The 21393-nt window shown below is 69.3% G+C and carries 20 protein-coding genes; 2 read left to right on the top strand and 18 right to left on the bottom strand.

Annotated elements, in window-relative coordinates; genetic code table 11:
* Positions 1–123: 123 nt before the first annotated feature.
* The 3 genes from Pth03_RS19100 to Pth03_RS19090 form a co-directional block, all read right to left on the bottom strand.
* The gene (locus Pth03_RS19100) at positions 124–1986 is read right to left on the bottom strand and encodes a bifunctional metallophosphatase/5'-nucleotidase (RefSeq protein ID WP_203945672.1); all 1863 of its coding nucleotides are present in this window, start codon (positions 1984–1986) and stop codon (positions 124–126) included.
* 208 nt (positions 1987–2194) lie between these two features.
* A complete protein-coding gene (locus tag Pth03_RS19095; RefSeq protein ID WP_203945671.1) occupies positions 2195–2686 on the bottom strand; it encodes a GNAT family N-acetyltransferase in 492 nt (163 codons plus the stop codon).
* A gap of 44 nt (positions 2687–2730) precedes the next feature.
* The gene (locus Pth03_RS19090) at positions 2731–3270 is read right to left on the bottom strand and encodes a nucleotidyltransferase domain-containing protein (RefSeq protein WP_203945670.1); all 540 of its coding nucleotides are present in this window, start codon (positions 3268–3270) and stop codon (positions 2731–2733) included.
* 129 nt (positions 3271–3399) lie between these two features.
* On the opposite strand from Pth03_RS19090, the gene Pth03_RS19085 reads away from it, so the two are divergent.
* The gene (locus tag Pth03_RS19085; protein ID WP_203945669.1) at positions 3400–4005 is read left to right on the top strand and encodes a cysteine hydrolase family protein; all 606 of its coding nucleotides are present in this window, start codon (positions 3400–3402) and stop codon (positions 4003–4005) included.
* A gap of 5 nt (positions 4006–4010) precedes the next feature.
* Here the strand turns inward: Pth03_RS19085 and Pth03_RS19080 are convergent, their stop codons facing one another.
* Complete coding sequence (locus tag Pth03_RS19080) at positions 4011–4571, bottom strand: cysteine hydrolase family protein (protein WP_203945668.1); 561 nt, start codon at positions 4569–4571, stop codon at positions 4011–4013.
* 180 nt (positions 4572–4751) lie between these two features.
* On the opposite strand from Pth03_RS19080, the gene Pth03_RS19075 reads away from it, so the two are divergent.
* Positions 4752–5396, top strand: coding sequence for a phosphatase PAP2 family protein (locus Pth03_RS19075; protein WP_239119173.1), 645 nt, complete (start codon positions 4752–4754; stop codon positions 5394–5396).
* A gap of 70 nt (positions 5397–5466) precedes the next feature.
* On the opposite strand, the gene Pth03_RS19070 is transcribed toward Pth03_RS19075, so the two are convergent.
* The 14 genes from Pth03_RS19070 to Pth03_RS19005 all read right to left on the bottom strand — a co-directional run bounded on the left by Pth03_RS19070 (position 5467) and on the right by Pth03_RS19005 (position 20753).
* Positions 5467–7059: a purple acid phosphatase family protein gene (locus Pth03_RS19070; RefSeq protein ID WP_239119172.1), complete on the bottom strand. Its 1593-nt coding sequence runs from the start codon at positions 7057–7059 to the stop codon at positions 5467–5469.
* Positions 7060–7333: 274 nt separating this feature from the next.
* On the bottom strand, positions 7334–8335 hold the full coding sequence (locus Pth03_RS19065) for a CE1 family esterase (protein WP_203945666.1): 1002 nt from the start codon (positions 8333–8335) through the stop codon (positions 7334–7336).
* A 56-nt stretch (positions 8336–8391) separates the two neighbouring features.
* A complete protein-coding gene (locus tag Pth03_RS19060) occupies positions 8392–9159 on the bottom strand; it encodes an amino acid ABC transporter ATP-binding protein (RefSeq protein ID WP_203945665.1) in 768 nt (255 codons plus the stop codon).
* Positions 9160–9163: 4 nt separating this feature from the next.
* The gene (locus Pth03_RS19055) at positions 9164–9946 is read right to left on the bottom strand and encodes an amino acid ABC transporter permease (RefSeq protein WP_203945664.1); all 783 of its coding nucleotides are present in this window, start codon (positions 9944–9946) and stop codon (positions 9164–9166) included.
* Between the two features lie 10 nt (positions 9947–9956).
* Entirely contained in the window at positions 9957–10862 is a 906-nt protein-coding gene (locus Pth03_RS19050; protein ID WP_203945663.1) for a substrate-binding periplasmic protein, read from the bottom strand.
* A 53-nt stretch (positions 10863–10915) separates the two neighbouring features.
* Entirely contained in the window at positions 10916–11698 is a 783-nt protein-coding gene (locus tag Pth03_RS19045; protein ID WP_203945662.1) for a creatininase family protein, read from the bottom strand.
* A gap of 132 nt (positions 11699–11830) precedes the next feature.
* Positions 11831–12529, bottom strand: a complete 699-nt coding sequence (locus tag Pth03_RS19040; protein WP_239119171.1) for a FadR/GntR family transcriptional regulator — start codon at positions 12527–12529, stop codon at positions 11831–11833.
* A gap of 230 nt (positions 12530–12759) precedes the next feature.
* Positions 12760–13941, bottom strand: a complete 1182-nt coding sequence (locus Pth03_RS19035) for a cytochrome P450 (protein WP_203945661.1) — start codon at positions 13939–13941, stop codon at positions 12760–12762.
* A 140-nt stretch (positions 13942–14081) separates the two neighbouring features.
* The gene (locus Pth03_RS19030) at positions 14082–15548 is read right to left on the bottom strand and encodes a serine/threonine-protein kinase (protein ID WP_203945660.1); all 1467 of its coding nucleotides are present in this window, start codon (positions 15546–15548) and stop codon (positions 14082–14084) included.
* Between the two features lie 91 nt (positions 15549–15639).
* Entirely contained in the window at positions 15640–16371 is a 732-nt protein-coding gene (locus tag Pth03_RS19025) for a polysaccharide deacetylase family protein (RefSeq protein ID WP_203945659.1), read from the bottom strand.
* Positions 16371–17588, bottom strand: coding sequence for a glycosyltransferase (locus Pth03_RS19020; protein ID WP_239119170.1), 1218 nt, complete (start codon positions 17586–17588; stop codon positions 16371–16373). Before Pth03_RS19020 ends, Pth03_RS19025 begins: the two co-directional genes overlap by 1 nt.
* A 228-nt stretch (positions 17589–17816) precedes the next feature.
* Positions 17817–19430 carry an FAD-dependent monooxygenase gene (locus Pth03_RS19015; RefSeq protein ID WP_203945658.1) on the bottom strand — a complete coding sequence of 538 codons (1614 nt, stop codon included), beginning with the start codon at positions 19428–19430 and terminating at the stop codon, positions 17817–17819.
* 78 nt (positions 19431–19508) lie between these two features.
* Positions 19509–20153: an acyl-CoA-like ligand-binding transcription factor gene (locus Pth03_RS19010; RefSeq protein ID WP_239119169.1), complete on the bottom strand. Its 645-nt coding sequence runs from the start codon at positions 20151–20153 to the stop codon at positions 19509–19511.
* A gap of 117 nt (positions 20154–20270) precedes the next feature.
* The gene (locus Pth03_RS19005; RefSeq protein WP_203945657.1) at positions 20271–20753 is read right to left on the bottom strand and encodes a macro domain-containing protein; all 483 of its coding nucleotides are present in this window, start codon (positions 20751–20753) and stop codon (positions 20271–20273) included.
* Positions 20754–21393: the final 640 nt, after the last annotated feature.

Below are 21393 nucleotides of genomic sequence, written 5' to 3'. Positions count from 1 at the left end.
ATACGCACACAAGGTCATATGACACGCATAAACGGCCGCCTGCTGGTCGCCGACGCATTTGAGCGATGCGAACGGCCCGCCACAGGAGCCTGTGGCGGGCCGTACATGCCAATGCGGACGGGTTCAGAAGACCGGCACGCCGTTCCGCACCAGCCTCCAGTTCTCCTCGTGGAACGTGGAGGGGTCGATGGTCTTGGCCGCGGAGGCGTACGCGACGATCGCCTCCCGGATCGCGACCTGGGCGTTGTAGACGACCGGGGCGCCGGCGATGTGCGGGAAGCCGCCACCGCCGGACTGACGGTAGTTGTTGACCGCCACCACGAACTGCTGGTCGTCGGCGACCGGCGTGCCGTTGTAGGCGAGATTGCGGATCCGTGCGCCTTCGGGCTGGGCGATGTCGATGTCGTAGGTGACGCCGGAGAACTGGTCGTAGTTGTAGTCGGGAAGGTTGTGGGCGTTGGTCCACGACTGCGGAGCGACCGGCGCGTCGGCGGCGACCTGCTGGTAGTACTTCGCCGAGTACTCCAGGTACGCCTTGATCTGGGAGCCGGTAAGGACGCTGGCCAGCAGCGTGTTGTCGTAGATGTAGAGCCCGGCGATGTCCTTGATCGTGACCTGACCCGCCGGGAAGGTGGCGGCCCGGCTGAACGGCGCGGCGATCGACAGCACCGGCAGCGACGCGTAGGCCGTGCCGGCGACGGCCTCCTTGACGTACGCGATCTGCACCACGTGGATGTAGTCGAGGATGGCCGTGTCCTTCCAGCAGGACTCGGCCGCGGACATCGCCTCCGTCGAGTTCGCCACGTCCTGGTTGACGTACGCGACCACCGCGTCGTGCTGCTTCTTGACCAGCGCGACGAGTTCTGGGTCGTCCTTCACCGTGTTGGTGTTCACCGTCGTGGCGGACTTGCCGGTGACCTTCCAGCGGCCTCGGTCGCGGGTGAGCGTGAGGTCGAAGACCGACAGCCGTTCGCCCCAGCACTTCGGCTCGCTCATCACCACGGTCTCGCCGGTGATGTCGTTGATGACGAACCGCTGGGGGACGTCGTTGTGCGCGTGGCCGAAGAGGATGGCGTCGATCCCGGGCACCTGCTGGGCCACCATGGCGGCGGCGTTCTCGACCGGGATGTCGGTGCCGTAGGACGACACGCCGCTGTCACCGGCGTGCGCGCTGACGACGACCACGTCGGCGCCCTGCGCACGGATGACGGGCACCCACTTCTTCGCCGTCTCGACCAGGTCGAGGAAGTCCAGCTTGCCGGCGACGTTGGCCTTATCCCAGATGGCGACGCCCGGGTTGGTCAGGCCGAGCAGGCCGACCCTGATCGGCGGGTGGCCTTTGACGTGCATCGTCTTGATCATGTACGGCCGGTACGCCGGCCGGTCGGTGCCCGCGTGCACGGCGTTGGCGGCCAGCACCGGCGCCTTCATCTGGCTGATCCACTTGTCGAGGAACTCGAGTCCGTAGTTGAACTCGTGGTTGCCCAGTGCCACGGCATCGAAGCCGATGGCGTTCATCTGCAGCGCCATCGGGTGGATGTGCCCGGTCTTCGTGATCGGCTCCACCGTGGCGTAGTAGAACCCCAGCGGGGTGCCCTGAATGGTGTCTCCCGCATCGAAGAGCAGAGTCCGCTCACGCCCGCGGTCGGCGCGAATCTGCTTCACCAGGCTCGACACCCGCGCCAGGCCGACCACGTTCCCCGCGCTGTCGCTGTACGCGGCGTCCTGGTAGTAATCCCAGTTCACCGCATGCGTGTGGATGTCGGACGTGCCCATGACGGTGATGGTCACCGAATGGCCTGCGCCCTTTGCGGTCGTCGCCGCCTCAGCCGAGCCGGGCCAGCCGGCGAGAGCGAGCGCACTCGCGGCGGTCAGCCCGCCGAGCACCTGCCTGCGGCTGACACCGCGACTTTCCGTTGCCTCATCCTCGACGCGGCAGGAACACCACCGAGGCGCTGGGCCGGGTCGGCCCCCTGGACTCGTCATGACTGATGACTTCCTTCCTTCTTGAGAAGCGCAGTCACGTTAGAGTCCGGCCGCACCCTTAGTTACGGTTAAACCCTCTGATCTCAGCTCTCAAACGTTGGCAGATCTTGCGACCGCGCCCACGTCGGAGTTCGACCACACCGATGTCGTCCATTCCAGTAAGGGAGTCCAGAGGCGGGCGGAGAACCGCCGCCGAACTTTCCGTCGGTCAGCGGAGCTTCTTCGACAAGACCCGTTCTCGTCCCGAGCCGTCGGGCATGAGATCGCCGGGTTCTCCGGCGTCGTCGAAGCCGTTACGGCGGTAGAGCACGATCGCGTGCTCGTTTCCCGGCGTCACGGCCAGCTTGAGCACCTCGGCCCGGGTCTGCAGGGCCCACCGCTCGACCTCGCCGATCAGACGGTCGGCCACGCCACGACCCCGGGCCTGCGGGCTCACCCACATAGAGATCAGCGTCGCGACGCCGGCTCCTTCACCCGGGACGCCGCTGGTGATCCCGACCGGTTCCCCGTCCAACTCGGCGACGAGGTTGTGCGACCCGGGGATGGCCAGCCGGGCACGCCAGCGTTCCTCACGGTCTCCCTCTCCCTGCCAGTCCGACAGGCGTGAGACGAAGGCGTGGGGCGCTTCCGCCAGCGCGGAAAGGCGAAGCCGCCGCCAAAGGGCCCAGTCTTCCTGCGTCACCACACGAAGCTCGATCACGTCGGGCAACACTGCCGTCAGATCAGCCCGAGCGGCAACCCGTATCAGGCGATGCCGTCCCTGTCGCGCAACGCCGCTTGCAGCCGGGCGATGTCGTCGGCGTCCTTCGCCCGGCGCGGCATGCCCGGAACCCAGACCGGCATCATCTGCTTGATCTCGATCTGGGCCTCCGGGCTGACGATGGCGCACCGTAGCCGGCCCAGGCGGCCGGGAGGCCCGTCGAGCATGCCTTCCGGCCACGGCTCGCCCCTCCAGGGACCGCCGCCGACCACCACGCGGCCGACTTCGTCTCGGGCCAGGAGAGCGAAGCTCACGTCGACACCGTCACGGAGAAAGTCGAGTTGCTGTTCCGGCGGCGGACCGGGCAGCGGCTCGTAACCGCGCTTCAGCAACTCTCCGGCAAGAGACTGCGCGTCCTCAGCCCAGGCGAACCAGTCGACGTCCCGGTGATCACGCGTGATCTCACCGAGGTAGAAATCCATGGCCCAGCCTCCGCGAAGCCAGACCTCGATGCCGCGTTCCGCGGCGATCCCCACGACCTCGGCGATGACGCGCAACTGCTCGGCCTCACGCCCTGCACTCATAGCCCCGGACCCTAGGCGGGAGCCACCCTCCGAGGCATCCCATTTGTCGTGAGCACTCTTGCGCGGGTTGCTCCTGAAGGAAGCGGATTTTCCACCTGGCCACGATGCAGATGCGGCAGGATCATGACCATGAGCTACGACCCGCGCACTACCGCCGTTCTCGCCCTGCACTGGCAGGTGAACGTCATCAAACCCGAGGGGTTCTTCGGCGCGATGCTCGCCGAACCGGTCGCGCGCAGCGGCGTCGTGGAACGCGCCGTACGGTTCCACCGATCCGTTCGCGCCGCGGGAGTGCCGGTGGTCTTCACCCGGTTCACCGTCCCTGAGGGAGAAGGCGAGCTGGTCCGCAACACGGGCTTCATGAATGCCGTCGGCGACGCGCAGGAGGCCTTCCGGCCGGATGCTCCGGGGGCACAGCTGATCCCGGAGATGCTCGAGCCGGCCGAGCCCGACCAGGTGGTCGACAACCAGAAGTTGTCCGGCCTGGCCGGGAACCGCCTCCCGCAATGGCTGGCCGAGCGCGGAATCGGCACGCTGCTGGTGACCGGAGTCGCCACCAACCTCACCGTCGAGCAGACCGCCAGGCACGGCACCGACCTCGGCTTCACCGTGCACACGGTCAGCGACTGCGTCACGGCCGCGACCGACGAGGCGCATATCGCGTCACTGGCCAACCTGGACCTGGCGACCGCCGGCTGCCTGACGTCGGAGCAGGTGCTCGGACTGCTCTCCTGAACGGCTCAGCCTGCGTCCCCGAAGTCCACCTCCGCCGTCTTGACCGTGCCACCGCGGCGACCGGGTGCGCTCTGCCACTGCCAGTAGAGATTGGTGTGCGCGATCACCTGGTCCGGGCTCGGCGCGCCGTACGCGCTGAGGTCCTCCGTCGTGTGCGCGTCGCCGACCAGCGTCGCGTCGTACCCGCGGACGATGGCCCCGTGGAGAGTCGAGCGGATGCACGCGTCGGTCTGGGCGCCCGTGACGATGAGCCGGCCCACCCCGCGCCCGGCCAGCACATCTTCCAGGTCGGTGTCTTCGAACGAGTCACCGTAGGTCTTGTGGACGAGAGGCTCGGGATCGTGGCGGACCAACTCCGGCACGAACTGCCAGGTCTCGCTGCCCATCGGGAACTCGTCGCTGGAGTGCTGCACCCACACCACGGGCACGTCCTCCGCACGAGCCTTGCCGACCAGGGTGTTGATGTTCGCGATCACGCCGTCGCGGTCGTGGGCGCCGGCCACCACGCCGTTCTGCACGTCGATGACGAGTAACGCCGTGTTCGGGCGATCGGGCAGGGTCGTCATGGAAACCTCTTGATGCTCGATGCGGATCCTGTGCCGCCCCCACAGTAGGCAAGGCCACCGACAACACGCGGCGGTACGGAGCATCCCACCACACCCTGCGATGCCCGCACGACCCTCTACAATCGGCATCGCCGCTGGTCAATGGGCATGGACAAACAGAGAACGGGAGCACCGCACGTCATGATCCCGTTCACTCTGCTGCTCGTCATCCTCAGATTCACCGTAGGCCGGCTTGATGTGCGGACCGCAGAGACGCTGCACGACTACGCGGTCACTCATTCCGGCGTGACCGGGCTGCTCATCGTGTGGACGGATCTTTTCGGACCCTGGCCGTGGCGCATCGTGGTCACCGCGCTCGCCGTATGGCTGCTGCGCACCGGAGCGCACCGGCTTGCCGTGTGGGCGCTCGCCACCATGGCCGCGGGCGGGTTGCTCGGCAGCGCGCTCAAGGTCGTCGTCGGCCGTGCCAGGCCCCACCTGCCCCACCCGGTCGCCTTCGCACCGGGCGAGTCCTTCCCTTCGGGCCATGCGCTCAACGCGACGCTCGGCGTGGGGGTCGTCGTGTTGGTCGTGGCGCCCATGCTGCCCCGGTGGGGCCGGCGCGTCGCCTGGGCCCTCGCGTGTTTCCTGGCCCTGTCGGTCGGTTACACACGGATCGCGCTCGGGGTTCACTGGCTGAGCGACGTGGTCGCCGGGACCCTGCTCGGAACGGCCGTGATCGCCGCCACCGCGGCGGCGTTCGGCACGTGGCGGCACGAGCCGGGTCGCACCCGGGCCGCGCCACCGCCCACACCACCGCCGGATCGGCTGGGACAACGGGTGTGACGGCGGCCCGTGGCCGCCGTCACACAAAGTCCGCCGGGCCGCGCACACGACCCGGCGAACCTACGACGGCTCAGCGATGGCCGTCGGACCGCTTGCGGTACAGGACGAACTGCTCGAAGATCGAGAGGTCGCCGTTCGGCTTGTTGACGTTGTAGTACGTCACCTTGATGCTGGTGGTGTCGCCGGGGTGGCGGCCCGGGTCGACGTCGAACGCCGCGAATCCGTACGGGTGGTCGATGTCGCGGACGCCGACCCAGACGGCCTCCTCCTTGACGTAGACCGAGGAGCCCCTGCCGTTGCTGCCGATCTGCACGTCGTGGATGACCTTGGCGGTGCCGTCCTTGAAGAACGTCTGGTTGGTCGTGCCCGACACGCCGCCGCCACCAAGGATCATGTGCACGGTGCCCTGCGAGGTGTCGATCATGTCGGTACGGCTGGACACCGGGTTGGGGGTGAGCGTCTCACTGCCGCTCACCACGCCGCGCACGGCCAGCGACCGCTCGTAGTTGTGCTCGTGACCGCAGACGACGAGGTCGACCTGGTACTTGTCGAACAGCGGGCCGTACGCCTGGCGCAGCCCCTGGTCGGCGCCGTTGGCGTCGGAGGAGCTCACCATCACCTGGTGCATGGCGACGACGATCCAGTCGATGTCACGCGACGACCGCGCGGCCTTCAGTTCCCGCTCCAGGAAGGCCATCTGGCGGCCGCCGGAGTAGCCGCGGATGTAGTAGTCGCCGCCGTCCTGGAGCGCGACCTCGTCGTTCTGCAGCACGATGACCCGGACCGAGCCGGCGGTGAACGCGTACCAGAGGTTCTTGAGCTCGGCATCCGACTCGGTGTCGGGCAGCTCGAAGTACGTCTGGAAGGCACCCAGTCCGATCGGGCCGTTGCCGGACTCGACCTCGTGGTTACCGGCCGCGGGCATCCACGCACGGAAGCGGGCCGACCGAGTGTTGTTGGTGAAGAAGTTGTTCCAGGTGCGGACCCGGTCGACGTCCCTGTTGGCGTAGCACAGGTCGCCGTTGAGCAGGTGGAAGAGCGGCGCGACCTGCTCGATGCCGGTCACGATGTCCTTGCTCGCCGCCGTGGAGTTGTTGTCGAGCGTCACCGAACCGTCCGAGCCCCAGGTCACCTGCGGGGCCGCCTGGTCGCCGAAGCTGGTGAAGGTGAACGGCACGCGGCCGCGCGGCGCGGTCCTGAAGATGGCGCTGTCCGGCGAGGCGCCGTCGTGCGTCACCATGTACACGTAGTCGGTGGCCGGCTTGAGCCGGTTCAGCTTCGCGTGGTGGACGTAGACGGTCCGGCCCGACTTGCCGTCGACGTAGGTGCGCGTGGTCGCGTCGACGTGGGAGCCGAATCCGTGCTCCAGCGTGCCGTACATCACGCGGGGCTTCTTCACGACGCCGTCCGTGATCCACGAGACGACCATCTGGGTGCTGGGGTCGGCCCCGAAGGTGAGGTGGAGACCCTGCACCGGCGACGCGTTGGCGCTGTCGGGGGTCGCGATGAAAGCGGGAGCGTCGAACCCGGTCTCCGCCGCGGCGGGGCTGGCGGAGAGCATCGGGATGGCGGCGGCACCGGCGCCGACCGATCCAAGCAGGCCGAGAGCGCCGCGGCGGGAAAGCCGGCTGGGCTTTTCCTCGCTGTTGTGGGAAGTGTCCACAATGTCCCTTTCGTTACATACGAACGCAGGAACACTGGCGCACCACGATGGGCACGCCGTGAACACGACCTTGCCGATCACGGCGAAACGGTCTAACAAACATGGGTGGGCGTAAAGCCGACATAAAGCGTTCATGCGCGCCGCGTTAAGCGACGCGGCCCCGCTCGCGTACGGCCTGGCCGGCCTGCTCCGTGAGCGTCGACGAAGGCGGCCTCCGTGACGAAAGCCGCCTCCGCCGAAGTGGTTCAGACCGTCACCTCTCGGCCTCGGATGCTCATCGCAGCGGGTGCGCCTTGAAGAAGTCCCACATCACCGCGGTGGCGGAGATGGTCTTGGTGACGTGCCCGGGGCCACTGTCGGCCAGTTCACCCGGCCAGGTGTGGCCGCCGCCCTCGATGCGGTAGTGAACGACCTCCGAATGGGCGCGGCAGCCCGTCCACTGGAAGGCGGTGATGTCGTCCTTGGCGACGATCGTCTGCGCGGTGTCGTCGCAGCCGTCGCGCTTGGCCCACGCGGCGGTCCAGTCGAACACCGGGGGCAGGCCGTCCTCGGGCTCACCCAGATAGTCGACGATCGAGTCGGCCGTGCCGTGGAAGTCCAGGATCGGTACGGCCCGCCGCGGTGCGCAGTTCTCCTCCCCGGCCTGGTAGAAGGCGCCCGAGACCGGTGCGGCGGCGGCGATCCGGCGGGAGAGACGGCAGGCCAGGACGCCGGCGAAGCCGCCGCCGTTGGACTTTCCCGTGACGTAGATCCGGGCCGGGTCGACGCAGAGGGTGCTCTGCAGTTCGTTGAGCAGGTCGCTGACGAACAGCACGTCGTCGGCGCCTGACGCGTACGGGGCGCCCTGCCACGCGGTGTGGTCGCCCTCCCCTATCAGGCCCTGCGGGTAGACGGCGATCGCGTCGAGCGCCGAGATGCCGGAGAAGCCCTCGATCTGCTGGCCGCTGCCCTTGCGGCCGTGGAATGCCATGACCAGCGGCGTCTTCTTGGTGGGCCGGTAGCCCGCGGGAAGGTGCAGGACGTAGGAGCGGGTCACGCCGCCGGAGACGATGGTGCGCTCTTCCGACACGCCGGGCTCTCCCGTGAGCTGTCGCGAACAGCCGCGGGTCGGGACCTGGTGGTCGACGATCCCGGACTGATGGCCGCGCGGGCTTGACTGCCGTACCGGCTCCGCCGACGCCGGCGTCACGGCGGCAACGGCCGGCGCCCCGACGAGCGACACGGCGAGCGCCGCCAACGCTGTGGCGCGCAGGAGTTTGGGGGTGTGTTTGCGCATGCTGAACCAGCCTTCTGTCGAAGGTTTGCGGGTGGGGGGTGCGAGGAGCGGCGGTGTCAGGTGACCGCGCTCAGAAACGCCTGGAGTCGCGGGCTTTCGGGCGCGCCGAAGAACTTGTCGGGAGCAGCCTTCTCGATCAGCCTGCCGTGGTCGAGGAAGACGACCTGTCCGGCGGCTTCTTGGGCGAAGCGCATCTCATGCGTCACCACGATCATCGTCATTCCCTGTCCGGCCAGGTCGCGCATGATGGACAGCACGCCTTTGACCAGCTCGGGGTCGAGCGCGGACGTCGCCTCGTCGAACAGCATCACCTCTGGTTCCATCGCGAGGGCGCGGGCGATCGCCACGCGTTGCTGCTGGCCGCCGGACAGCTGTGCCGGCCTCCGGTGTTCCAGGCCGGCCAGGCCCACGGACGCCAGCTGCTCGCGGGCCCGCTCGGCCGCCTCCTCCGCCGGCAGTTTGCGTACGCGCCGGAGCGCGAGCGTGATGTTGTCCAGCGCGGTGCGGTAGGGGAAAAGGTTGAAGTTCTGGAAGACCATGCCGACCCGCGCGCGGACCGCGTCGATGTTCGCCGACCGGTCGGTCACCTCGGTGTCGCCGAGGAGCACTCTGCCCTCGTCGGGTTCCTCGAGGCGGTTGGTGCAGCGCAGCAGAGTCGACTTGCCGGAGCCCGAGGGGCCGACGATGCACGTGGTCTGACCGCCGGGAACCTGCAGGCAGATGTCGTGGAGGACCTGCGTCCGCCCGAATCTCTTGTTCACGTGCTCGAAGGTCACCGAGGTGCCGCGGGCCGTGGGGGTCTGCGATGTGGTCTGTGTCGTCATGGGGTCATCCCGTGCCTTGAGGGGCGAGCGCCCGGTCCCTGTCGTTCGCGCTGTCGCTCGCGGTGTCGGCCGCGATGTCCTGCCGCCCCTCCCGCAGCCGCCGTTCCCAGGCGTTGACCGCGTACGTCATCGGCACGGTGATCGCCAGGAAGAGGAGGCCCGCCGCGACGAGCGGCGACAGCGACGCGTGGAGGACCGCCGTGTCCTGTGCGATCGCGAACATCTCCCGCTGCCCGGCCGTCAGGCCGAGGAGGTAGACCAGCGCAGTGCCCTTGATGACGAGGATGAACTGCCCGGTCAAAGGCGGCAGGACACGACGGGCGCCGGTCGGGAAGACCACGAACCGCAGCGTCTCCAGGTGGGAAAGGCCGAGGCCGCGGGCCGCCTCGATCTGTCCCTTCTCGACGCTCTGGAATCCCGCCCTGAAGATCTCGGCCATGTAGGCCCCTTCGAGCAGCCCGATCGCCAGCGCGGCATATCCGTATGTGTTCTCACCGAACAGGGTGACGCCGGCGAGCGGCAGCCCCTGGCCGACCAGGTACACGGTGAGGATGTGCGGCAGGCCGCGCAGGACGTCGACGTACACCCGGCACGGCAGGCGGACCGCCACCTTGGACGACATCAGCCCGGCCGCGATCACGACGCCGACCACGACGCCGATCAAGCTGGCGAGCACCGCAAGCAGCAGCGTGTTGAGCAGGCCGACCCGCAGCAATGTCGGCAGCGTCTGCCCGATGAGGTCGAGGTCGAAGAACGTCTCCCACACGCGTTGAAGCCCGTCGAACATCTGCGGCCTCCTACGAGCTCGAGGAGGGCGCCGTGGACGATGCGGCCCCGGCGGGTGCGGTCGTCGGCATGCCCGGATGCTCGGCGACCAGTTCCTCGGGGATCTGCGCGTCCGCCGGGTTCCACTTGTAGAACAGCCGGGCGTACGTGCCGTCCTCGATCATGCTGTCGAGGTTCTTGTTGACCGCGTCGAGGAGCTTCTGCTTGTCCTTGGCCACCGGGAACGCGGTCTTGCCCGACGTGATCACCTCAGAGGCGGTGAAGTCGTCATGCTGTGCGAGCAACTCGCGCACGGTGGCCGTGCCGGAGAACAGCCCGTCCACCTGACCCGCGGTCAGGGCGTTCGCGCTCGCCGCGATGTTCGGGAACTCCTTGATGACCACCGTGGGAGCGGTCTTCTGCAGCAACGGGATGAGCGCGCTCCCGCGGGTGATGGCGACCGTCTTGCCCCCCGAGTCTTTGATGGCCGCGAGCGGCGACTTCTTGAGGGAGATCAGCTGCGCCTCGCCGTACGAAACCGCGGCGGTGAAGTTCGTGACGGCCTCCCGCTCCGGCGTGACGAGCACGCCGAACGCGGCGGTGTCGTACCGGTGGTTGCGCACGCTGGGGAGCAGGCTCGCGAAGTCGCTGGAGACGTAGGTCGCCTTCAGTCCCATGCGCTTGGCGATCTCATCCATGAGGTCGACGTACATGCCCGTGGCCTTGCCGTCCTGCAGGAACGACGCGGGCTTGTCGTCGGTGCGGAAGGCGACGGACAGGATGCCCGGCTTGATCAGCCCCAAGCCGGCGCCGCTCTGCGTGCCGGCATCGGTGGCGCCGGTGCCGCCGCAGGCCGTGCCGGCCAGCGCGACCGCCACGGCTACCGTGGCCAGCCGTAAGGAGGTCCGGCGTCTATCGCGTACGGATGCGGGGGGCATGGTGGCTCCTTGATGTGTCGAACGGAGGGTTTCTGCGTAGAACAGGCCGATGTTCAGAGGGATCGGGGGCCGGACGCCGAGCCGGAATCCGGCAGGGGCAGGGCGATGAACTGCTCCAAGAACGAGGTGAGACGGTCGAGGGCGGCCGACACCTGCCGCTCACCGAAGTCGGCGCTCGCCGCGGTGGCGTCACCCAGGGCGCCGTTCGGGTCGAGCCGGTGGTAGGGCTGGGGAAAGTGGATCGCGGAGTGCATCCGGCTGAGCCGGCCCGCCGCGTCGAGGTCCGCGCGCCGATCCGTGCCCCGGACCAGGCTCTCCTTACGCACCAGCTCCGGCGCCAGATAGAGGGCCTGTGAGGTCTCCACCTCACACGAATGACCGCGTAGTTCGCTGACTCCCTCCTGGCTGATGACATCCGGCACCAGGGCGGAGATGCCGCTGGAGGCCAGGTGCATGTCAGGAAAGTCGGTACGGATCCGGATCGAGGCGATGTCGACCACCGCGTTGTTGCCACCGTGTCCGTTCAGCAGGAACACCTTGCGCCAGCCGTGGCGGTACAGACTGTGCACGATTTCGTAGATGACCTGCTGCAACGTCTGCGGTGTCAGCGTGATCGTGCCGGGAAAGCCCATGTGGTGCTCCGACAGGCCGACCGTCGTCTCCGGCGCGATCACCGCCTGCGGCGCCATCCGTTCGGCGACCAGCTTGGCCATCTCGACAGCGCGGACCGTGTCCGTCTGCAGGGCCATGCCGCGGCCGTGTTGCTCGCATGAGCCGAGCGGCACGATCACCAGCGGCGCCGCCTCGCGGGCGGCTTCCACCTCGGGCCAGGTCATCTCGGCGAGAAGGTAACCGCTCCCCCGAGTGCGACTCTGCTGCTGCGGCCCTACCCCTTGCACTGTGTTTCTCCAGTCTTCTCGATACAGCCGGACACGCCCGTGAGCACAGAAGCCGGGGGCGGCCCGATGTCAGGACAGGCGCGAGGCGACCGCGTTGCGAATTTCCATCAGGTGCGCGCGGGTCAGCTCGCCTGCCCGCTCCGCGTCCTGGCCGGCCACCGCCTCGAAAATGGCGACGTGCTGGTCGTAGTCGGCCCGGTGGTCGTAGACCCGCCGCACCTCCCGCTGCTCCCGTCTGCGTACGGCGAGCAGCGAGTCGATCACCTCGTAGATGACGGTGTTGCCCGACGACGCGGCGAGTTCGCGGTGGAAGTTCAGCCGCGCCTCGGGCTGTCCGTCGTCGCGCGGTTGCAGCGCCGTCGCGAGCGCCGCCTGCAGCCGGTCGAGGTTCTCCGGGGTGCGGTGCAGCGCCGCCTGCATGGCGATGGTCGGTTCGATCATCAACCGGGCCTCAACGAGCTGGAGGGTGGCCTCCGTGGTGATCCCGGTCGTATGGGGATTGGCGAGGACCATCCGGGAAGCACCGGCTCCCACGTAGACACCGGAGCCGTGCCGCAACTCGACCGTTCCCGTCGCCTGGAGGCCCCGAAGCGCCTCCCGGACGGTCGGAGCCGTGACGGAGAACCGCTTCGCCAGCTCCCGGACCGTCGGCAGCCCGTCGCCGTGGCGCAGGTGCCCTTGCCTGATGATCTCCAAGATCTGGGTCATCAATCCGTCGGTCAGGCTGGGCCTCACCGACGGGGAGACCGGAGCGTCGTACTCCGCCATGTTTCCCCTGTTTCCAACTCGTAACGACCAAGTGAACTAGTCACTTGGTGACTTTGGCAGCGGAGCGACCTTCTGTCAACGGCGACGTAACGGGAAATTTCCTGAAACAGACGGGCAGGACGACGCGCAGGGGTGACCGCACCCCATGCGGACGGAGCTACACGCCCGCCGGGTAGACGCCGGAGAGACCGGGCGTACGGGTCACGAGGTGAAAGCGGTGGCCGGCCGCGTTATCGGCGGTCGAGAAGGACGCGAAGCGTGTCCGTGCCGTGCTGCACGAAGCCTCGCGCGCCGTAGTAGAACTCGGGCGGGGAGCCGGGGTTCAGGCGCATGCCCGGGCAGGCGGCGAGGAGCGCGGTGAGCGCGGCCCGCACCTCGATGCGGGCCAGCGGCGCTCCCACGCAGAAGTGCGGTCCCAGACCGAATCCGAGATGCCCGCCGCGCCGATCCACGTCGAAGCGCCCGGCATCCGGGTAGGCCTGCTCGTCGAAGTGCGCGGCCGCGATGCAGAGATACACGATGCTCCCTGCGGGCATGTCGGTTCCCGCGATCCGCGTGTCCTGCCGCACCAACCGGTAGAGCCCGGCCGACGGGTTGGCCCATCGGAAGGCCTCGTCGATCGCGGCGTCGACGAGGCCGGAGTCGGCGCGGACCCGTTCGAGCGACTCCGGATTGAGCAGGAGCGAGGCGATGGTGGCCGACAACATCTGGATGGTCGTCTCGAAGCCGCCGAGCAGCAGGCCCATGAGGGCGATCGCGACCGTTTCCGGTGAGTAGGCGTCTTCGCTGAGGTAGGCCCGGATGACCTCACCCAGCAGGTTGTCGCCCGGGTTGCGCCGCTCTCGTTCGACCAGTTGCCTGGTGTAGGCCTCGAGGTCCGCGAAGGCCTGCCGGCCGGGGCCGGCGAGTTCCTCGTTCATGGGCGACCCGAGCCAGGTGACGATGGTGCGCACCCACTGCAGTCCCTGGTCGCCGAGCTCGTCGGGGATGCCGAGGAGTCCGAGGAAGACCTCCATCGGATACCGGGCCCCCGCGTCCTCGACGAGGTCCGCTTCGGACTTCGCGGCCAGCGCGCCGAATGTGCGCTCGGCGATCGGCGCCACGATGCTCGCATATCTGGCGCTGGCCACCGCGCTGAAGAACCGATTGTGGATGCGGCGCTGGCGGTTATGCTCCGCCCCATCGAGGGCGATCATGGACGAGCTCATCGGGCCCACGCCGTACAACTGGTTGCCGAAGGTCGCCGTGTCGCGCAGAGCCGCCGAGACATCCCTGTGGCGCAGCACAAGGGGCGCGGCCATGAACTCGTCGTGGACGACCGGCTGCTCGCGGCCCAGGGCGGCCAAACTGCTCCCGAAGGCCGCCGGGGATGAGGAACGACTACGGAACACGCTGTCCGAGCTGGCGATCATCGAGTCTCCTCGTGGACGCGTTCCAGGGCTCGCTCTTACCCGGACGGTAACCGCGGCCCGCGCGCATGCCAAGAGACAGTTCCTCTCCCCGGCTTCGCGGTCGTGCGGCCGGGGGCACGGGACGACCTGTGGGAGACGAGCTATTCGTCCTCGTCGTCGCCTCCGTCGCCGCTGAGGCCTGATGCGTTCAGGAATGTGCTCAGCGGGCCGCCGGCCGCGATCTTCCCCTTCCGCTGTGCATCGGTCAGATCACGGCGCAGGTCCCTTATCTGCTTCGGCGCCCGGTTGCCCTTCCCCTTGTCCTCCGAAAGCGCCTTCTGGATCTTCTCGCGGATCGAGTGAACCAGATCGGGATCGATGCCGCCCTGCGCCTGTTGCGCGAGCACGGCGCGATCGAGGTCGGCCAGCCATCCCTCAGGCGACGGCGGAGGCGTCGACGGTGCAGTGGCGGGCTCGGATGTGGCGGACTCGGACGTGGCCGGCGGGGTGGTCGTCGCCTGCTCCGAGGCGGCCACGGAGGGCGCCGCCGAGGGCGGAGATTCGCCCGAACCCGTGGACAACGCCACCGCGACCGACGCGACGGCCACCACCGCCGCCACGGCCACCACGACCTGGACGAGCGGTCGCCGTCCCCTCGACGGCGGTGCGGGAGCTGGCAGTGTGAGAGATGGCGGTGTGGGAGGCAGGCCGACGGGCGGCGCATCGAGGAGCGCGGTGTCCCCTCCACGAGCCGGCGGTGCCGGCGGCATCGACAGGCCCGGGCGCCGGCCACCGCCGGTCGCCGCCGACCGGACGACCGCGTCGAGCACCTGGCGGACCACTCCGGCGCTTGCGGGCCGGGCGCCGGGCTCCTTGGCCAGCAACGCCATGATCAGTCCCTCCAGCTCCGGCGGGATGTCCGCCCGATGGCGGCTGGGCGGAACCGGCGGCTGTTGGATGTGCTGGTACATCAGCTGCGGCACCGGTCCGACGAACGGCGGCTGTCCGCACAGCAGCTCGTAAAGGACGCAACCCAGCGCGTACAGATCGGAGGCCGGCTCCCCGCCACGACCGGCGATCTGCTCGGGCGCGAGATAGGCCGCGGTGCCCACCACGGTGCCCACCATGGTCAGCCGCGCCGCCTCGCTCGACACGTGCGCCACCCCGAAGTCGACCACCTTGAGCACGCCCTGCGCGGTCCGATGCAGGTTGGCCGGTTTGACGTCGCGGTGCACCACGCCCACGCGATGAGCCGCCTCCAGCCCGGCGGCGGCCTGGCTCATCAGGTCACACGCTTCGGCTACGGCGTACCGGCCCCGCTCGGCCAGCTCGGCGGCGAGGCTGCGACCGGTCAGCAGCTCCATCACCAGGAACGGCTGCCCTGCCTGCTCGCCCACGTCGAGCACCGTCACCACATTGGGATGCACGATTCGCGCGACGGCGTGCACTTCGCGGGCGAACCGTTCCCGCCCCCCGACCTCGGCCGCCTGCGACACCAGCATCTTGACCGCCACCGGACGGCCGGCCTGCAGGTCCCGGCCCCGCCACACTTCGCCCATCCCGCCGCGGCCGATCATCTCGTCCAGTTGATACCGGCCGACCAGCAAGGACGACACCACTTCCGGCATACCTCCACCAATAGCTTTCAGGCCCAGCAATAACGGCCAAACCTACCCCCGGCGCATGGTGGATCACACTTACGGGCGACGCAGCGGCTCGTTACCGGTCGAGCCCGTGGTCGCGGAGCGGCCCGACGGTCAGGCCTCGCCGGTCGATCTCTTCCAGCAGGGCAGGCAGCGCACCCAGGGTGTTGCGCCAGGAGCCGGGGGCCGACGTGCAGTCGGAGTCGTGCAGCAGCACCGTCGCACCGCCGCTCAGGTCGCGGGTGACCGTGGCCAGGACCGACTCGGGGGTGCTGCCGCCGGCCCAGTCGCGCCCCCAGTTGGTCCACAACACCGGGGTGAGGCCGAGCCGCCGGGCCGCTCTCATCGCGGGCGCGGTCAGCACGCCGTACGGCGGCCGGTACCAGCGAGGCGCCTCACCGGTGACCGAGGCGATCAGGTCGGTGGCCCGCGCCAGGTCGGCGAAGGTGGCACGCGGTCCGCGCAGCGGCATGGGCCGGTGCTCCCAGCCGTGCACCGCCACCTCGTGCCCGGCCTGAAGCAGCTCACGCCCCAGCTCGGGCGCGGCCTCCAGCATCCGGCCGAGCAGGAAGAAGGTGGCCTTCACGCCGTATTCGGCCAGCGCCTCCACGAACGCAGGCGTGGAGTGCGGATCAGGCCCGTCGTCGAAGCTGAGCGCCACATGACCGCGGTCGCCGACTCCCGACAGCCGCGGCAGCAGCAGCCGCCGGAGCGGCGCGACCGAGGTGAGCGCGGGACCGGCGTGCGCGGCGACCGCGGTCGCGCTCACGGCGGTGGCCTCCAGGCAGATGCGGGCCACGCCGAGCATCACCGCGCTCCCAGCGCGGACGGCATCGTCTCCGGCGACCGCAGATCCCGGCCGGCCGGCGGCTTCAACGGCCGCGGGATCCGTATCCCCGCCCTGTCACAAACGAGGTCGGCGATGATCGCCGAGGGGTCGGGGCCCAGCCGGATCCCGGCGGCAGGCAGCGGACCGGCCGCCCCGTCGGATGGGTGGAGTGCCGCGTGCAGGGCATCCGGAAGGTCTTCCGGCCGGTGAATCCAGGGGGCCCAGCCGGCCTCCTCAAGGGCGGCGGCGTTGGTCTGGCCATGCCCCGGCAGGCACCGATAGCTGATCACCGGCAGCCCGGTCGCCATCGCCTCCAGGCAGCTCAGCCCGCCGGCGTTCTGGACCACGACGTCACAGGCGCGCAGCAGGGCCGGCATGTCGTCCACCCAGCCCAGCGCGATCCCGTCTCCCCGCCGTTCGATCGCCTGCCGCAGCCCCGCGTTGTGCCCGCAGACGACGACGGGAACAGCCGGCGTGTGCGCGGCGATGTCGCGGGCGGTCTGGCCGACCTCGCCCACCCCCCAGGAGCCGGCGACCACCAGCGCCAGCGGGCGGTCCGGGGGCAGCCCGAACGCCAGCCTGGCGGCGTGCCGTTCCAGCGCGGACTCCGCCGCGCGAAAAGCGGGTGCGACGGCGGGGGCGGTGACCTGGACGTCGCGTGCGCCCAGCCGCTGCGCCTGTGCCGCCGCCACAGGGTGCAGCGCCACATGCGCGTCCACCCCGTCCGCGACCCACAGCGGGTGGACCGACAGGTCGGTCAGATAGGTGAACACCGGCACCCGGAGCGACGCCTGCGCCCGCATCCCGCCCAGCGCCTGGCTGGCCAGCGGATATGTCGACACGACCGCGACGGTGTCCGGTCCTGCCACGGCCGCCGTCCGGCGCGCGGCCAGCCTCGCCAGCCCGCGTACGGCCACCTCCATCACGGCCCAGCGTTCCACCGCGTCCAGCAGGAAGCCCCAGCTTCCCGGCGCGGCCCGCAGTTGCAGTGCGTACATCCGCCGCAGCAGCCTTCCGAGCCGGAACGGAAGCAGGTCGAGGAAGTCGTAGCGGTCGACTCCGAATCCTCGTGCCTGCAACCGCCTGGTCAGTTCGGCGGCCGCACCGTCGTGCCCGGCGCCCACACTCGCGGAAACGATCGTGATCCGGTGGGGAGCGGCCGCCGGCATGAGCGCACGGCGCCTGGAAAAGCGCATAGGTCGTCTTCTCTGGTGCTGGCCCGTGGGGCGTGGTGAAACGCTCGATCAGCAGATGCGGCCAGGAGCCGGTGAGCCTCCGAGACACAACCAACTTCTACACGCGCGTAGAAGCTGGTTGGACTGTAGGGCAAACGATTCAGAGTTGGCAACCGGCGGCCATACAAGCACACGCCTCGCCCGGCCCCTGGGGCGACCCGTGCGGAGAAGCTGACGTGACGTGGGCGATCAACGAGAGGCCGGCACACCGCCCGCCGATCGGCTTCCGGCCTCGGCCGCGTCTCCCGGATGCCCGAACCAGCAGGTGAGGGCGGACCGCAGCCCCTCGCGCTGCGGGCCGTCGGGACGCGGTGACGCCGACGCCCAGGCGACGTAGCAGTCCGGCCGCAGGAGCAGCGCGGCGACGTCCGGGTCGTCGCATCGTGCGGTCACGACGTCGACCCGGTCGCTCCACGGCGCCGCCTCTCCGGCGAGCGTCCCGCCGTCGGTGAGGTCCAGCAGCAGCGGCCGGGCCGTACGGGTCAGCTCGGCGAGCCGCACCGTGCCGGTCTCCGTGTGCAGCACCAGGTCGGGCGCCCAGCGGCCGGTCAGGGCGTGCGCGCCGGCGTCCCCGGAGGCCGGGCCCATGTCGTAGCGGATGTCCGCTCCCGCCACCAGGTCCGCAAGACGCCGTACGGTGTGACGGTCGGCCAGCAGCTCGCCGAACAGCTCGCGCAGTGCGGTGACCTCACCGCCGGGGCCGATGAGCACGGACTGCGCCTGGGTGTGCATGGTCACGCGTCGCCCGACCGGCCGCCGCTCGGACTCGTAGGTGTCGAGCAGTCCCGTCGGCGCCCACCCGTTCAGCTCGGCGGCGAGCTTCCAAGCCAGGTTGATCGCATCTTGCAGGCCCAGGTTGAGCCCGGGCCCGCCGATCGCCGAGTGCACGTGGGCGGCGTCTCCGACCAGCAGCACACGGCCTTCGCGGAACCGGTCGGCCAGCCGGGTGTTGCCGCCGGCAAGCCGCCGCATCAGGTGCGGCCCTTCCCCCTCCGGCGGGCCGAGCGGGACGTCGGCCCCCAGCACCCGCCGGACGCTCTCCCGCAGTTCGGAAATGGTGAGCGGCTGGTTCAGGCGGTCATCGGGTGTGCGCAGCTCGATCGTCGTCACCGCCGGCGGGCCGCTCGGGAACGGCGCGTACGCGATCAGCCCCCGCTCGGTGCGGTGGTGCATGAACGGCGGCACGGTGCCGTACCCGGGAACGGCCAGACCGCCCCCGACCGGGTCGATCAGCTCGGCCGGCAGGCTGACGTGGGCGGTGCGGGAGACCGTGCGGTCGGTGGTCACGCCGGGGAACTCGATCCCGGCGAGCTTGCGGGTGACGCTGTGCCCTCCGTCGGCTCCCACCAGGAACCGGGTCTCGATCCGGTACGGCCCAGCCGGGCCTGCGACCTCGACCGTGACCATGTCGGGGTTCTGGGCGAGCCCGGTCACCTCGTGGCCACGCCGGACCTCGACGCCGAGCTCGGAGGCCCGCTCGGCCAGCATCTGCTCGATGCGGCGCTGCGGCGCCATCAGCAGATAGACGGGGTTGCCGGGCAGGGATGCGAGGTCTAGCGGAAACGCGCCGAACATGTAGTGAGGTACGGGGTGCGGCGGTGTGATGCCGCCGCTGAGCCGCTCGTACAGGCCGCGCCGGTCGAGCATCCGCACGACCTGGCCGACGAGCCCGTTGGCCCGCTGCTCGGTGGACGGTTCGGAAAGCCGCTCCAGCACGAGCGGCCGGACGCCGGCCAGCGCCAGCTCGCAGGCCAGCATGAGGCCGTTGGGCCCGGCGCCGACGATGACGACATCGATGGGCATGGCAATGTCCTCCAAGTTCGGCAGGCATGGTGAACAGACCCGGCGGCGCCGGGTTGAACAGGACAGGTGGTGAACGGGTTAGGGCGTCGGCAGACCAGCGGCGAACTGGGCGAAAGCCTCCGACAACAGCGGCGCTATTCCCAGGGGTTCCATGGGCGGGTCGGCGCGCATCCAGTGCTGCATGGCCGCGTTGGTGGCGGCCATGACCGCGCCGGCCACGAGCCGCGGGTACAGGTCGCGCTCGGCGTCGGTGCCGGTGCGCTCGGCCACGGCGACGGCGAGTTCCTCCTCGGCGATTGCGCCGGCGCGCAGAAACTCGCCTTGCATCGCCGGCTCCGCGACCATCAGCCGGACACCGGCGACCCACTGCTGAGCGTCGGCCATCGGAGGATTCGCCGTTATCTCGGGGGTGAGGGCGAACTGGGCGAGCACGGCGTGGGTGATGGAGTCCCAGAGCGGCTCGGTCGTGGGCCTGCGGCGCAGTTCCTCCGCGACGCGCAGGCACCGGTCGAGGTGACGCGCGACGATCGCCTCGGCCTTGCTGGAGAAGTAGTTGTTGAACGTGCGCGGAGACACCCCGACCGCCTCGGCGATGTCGTCCACGCGGACGTTGTCGAACCCGCGCTCGACGGCCAGACGCACGGCGGCCCAGCTGAGCGCCGCCCTGGTTTCGCGTTTCTTACGCTCGCGCAACCCGATCCGGGCGCCGTCCTCTGTGCTCACACCATCACCCTAACCGAAGTTGCGCGATCGGCAAAGATGCGCGTCACGCAAGATTCATCGGGCGTAACGCCTTCACCGGCGGTGCGGGCACTGGATCGCGCGCCAGGCCGGCACTGGTCAACGGGGCCGGCCGTCGCGGCGCCCCTCGGACGGCGAAGTGACGGGCCCGTAGAGCCGGACGTCGGTGTCGAGATGGCCGACTTTCGCGACGATGAGCGGCCGGACCTGGGACCAGCACAACCCGCCGTGGCCACAGCCCAGCGCGGGGATCGCCACACTTCGTATGCCGAGGTCGACGAGGAGCCGGGCCAGGTCGTCCAGCCCCGCCTCGACGTCCTCCAGCCGGGACGGCCGCCGCCAGTGGCGTTTGGTCGGAAAATTCAGCACCCACCGATCGCCGTCGCCCAGCCGTACGGGAAAGACGCGGCCCACCTGAACCCGCCCCTTCGCACATGCGTCGGCGTAGGCGGCGAACACGTCGGGGAAGGCACGTTTGACCTGCAGAGCGATTCCCTTGCCCATGACACCCGCCGTGTTGACGGCGTTGACGAGCGCCTGGGCGTCGTCGCGGAGCAGGTCGCCCGTGGCATCGGTGATCAAAGCGCCCCCTTACTCGCCGGCCGGCCGTACCAGGGATATCAAGGGCGTCTGACATTTCGCCCGCTGGGCGATCATGCGCATCGGCCCAGGGCACTTCATCAGCAAATAACTGGATTTATGGCCGCATTTCATGAAGGCGTTCACGCCGCCCATGACCCTCTGTCACATATGAGGTCGAGCCGAAGGGGAAAGCTGCTTTCAACCCGTTGACGAGGCCGTAGCACGTATGTAACCTTTGGCCAACGTCCTGTAAGAATTTTGCAATTATCCGTTCTCTTCTCTCCATAATTCGCAAGTTCTGTCTGGAGCGCACCGCGTCCGTGCACTCGCCCCGCCCCCATCTCCCCATGGAGGCCGCAGGTGATGTCGGCTACGGCATTGCGCGGACGATCGCCGCCCTGAGCGGCGACAACCAGCGCTTTCCAGCCTTTGCGTTGAGATCAGCACCCAGCGGTGGACTCTCCGCACCGCTCCCCTTGGTCCCTGACGAGAGTTAGCGAACGCGATGAATAACAAGCACCACCTTTTACGGCTGGTCGCGGCCATGCTCGCGGCCGGCCTGCTCGTTCTGGCCGGACCGGTTCTGCCGGCCTCAGCGGCAGGCCCCAACCTGGCAGCCGGTAAGACCGTTACGGCGAGC

Source organism: Planotetraspora thailandica, assembly GCF_016863335.1.
GTDB lineage: Bacteria > Actinomycetota > Actinomycetes > Streptosporangiales > Streptosporangiaceae > Planotetraspora > Planotetraspora thailandica.
The sequence above is the reverse complement of the archived record's forward strand: the minus strand, read 5'-3'. Positions and strand labels throughout refer to the sequence as shown.

Coding starts and splice junctions, on each gene's coding strand:
- Pth03_RS19075 (WP_239119173.1), top strand. CDS start 4,752: ATGATCCCGTTCACTCTGCTGCTCGTCATCCTCAGATTCACCGTAGGC.
- Pth03_RS19100 (WP_203945672.1), bottom strand. CDS start 1,986: ATGACGAGTCCAGGGGGCCGACCCGGCCCAGCGCCTCGGTGGTGTTCC.
- Pth03_RS19065 (WP_203945666.1), bottom strand. CDS start 8,335: ATGCGCAAACACACCCCCAAACTCCTGCGCGCCACAGCGTTGGCGGCG.
- Pth03_RS19060 (WP_203945665.1), bottom strand. CDS start 9,159: ATGACGACACAGACCACATCGCAGACCCCCACGGCCCGCGGCACCTCG.
- Pth03_RS19015 (WP_203945658.1), bottom strand. CDS start 19,430: ATGCCCATCGATGTCGTCATCGTCGGCGCCGGGCCCAACGGCCTCATG.
- Pth03_RS19050 (WP_203945663.1), bottom strand. CDS start 10,862: ATGCCCCCCGCATCCGTACGCGATAGACGCCGGACCTCCTTACGGCTG.
- Pth03_RS19025 (WP_203945659.1), bottom strand. CDS start 16,371: ATGCTCGGCGTGGCCCGCATCTGCCTGGAGGCCACCGCCGTGAGCGCG.
- Pth03_RS19040 (WP_239119171.1), bottom strand. CDS start 12,529: ATGGCGGAGTACGACGCTCCGGTCTCCCCGTCGGTGAGGCCCAGCCTG.
- Pth03_RS19045 (WP_203945662.1), bottom strand. CDS start 11,698: ATGACCTGGCCCGAGGTGGAAGCCGCCCGCGAGGCGGCGCCGCTGGTG.
- Pth03_RS19020 (WP_239119170.1), bottom strand. CDS start 17,588: ATGCGCTTTTCCAGGCGCCGTGCGCTCATGCCGGCGGCCGCTCCCCAC.
- Pth03_RS19090 (WP_203945670.1), bottom strand. CDS start 3,270: ATGAGTGCAGGGCGTGAGGCCGAGCAGTTGCGCGTCATCGCCGAGGTC.
- Pth03_RS19035 (WP_203945661.1), bottom strand. CDS start 13,941: ATGATCGCCAGCTCGGACAGCGTGTTCCGTAGTCGTTCCTCATCCCCG.
- Pth03_RS19030 (WP_203945660.1), bottom strand. CDS start 15,548: ATGCCGGAAGTGGTGTCGTCCTTGCTGGTCGGCCGGTATCAACTGGAC.
- Pth03_RS19085 (WP_203945669.1), top strand. CDS start 3,400: ATGAGCTACGACCCGCGCACTACCGCCGTTCTCGCCCTGCACTGGCAG.
- Pth03_RS19080 (WP_203945668.1), bottom strand. CDS start 4,571: ATGACGACCCTGCCCGATCGCCCGAACACGGCGTTACTCGTCATCGAC.
- Pth03_RS19055 (WP_203945664.1), bottom strand. CDS start 9,946: ATGTTCGACGGGCTTCAACGCGTGTGGGAGACGTTCTTCGACCTCGAC.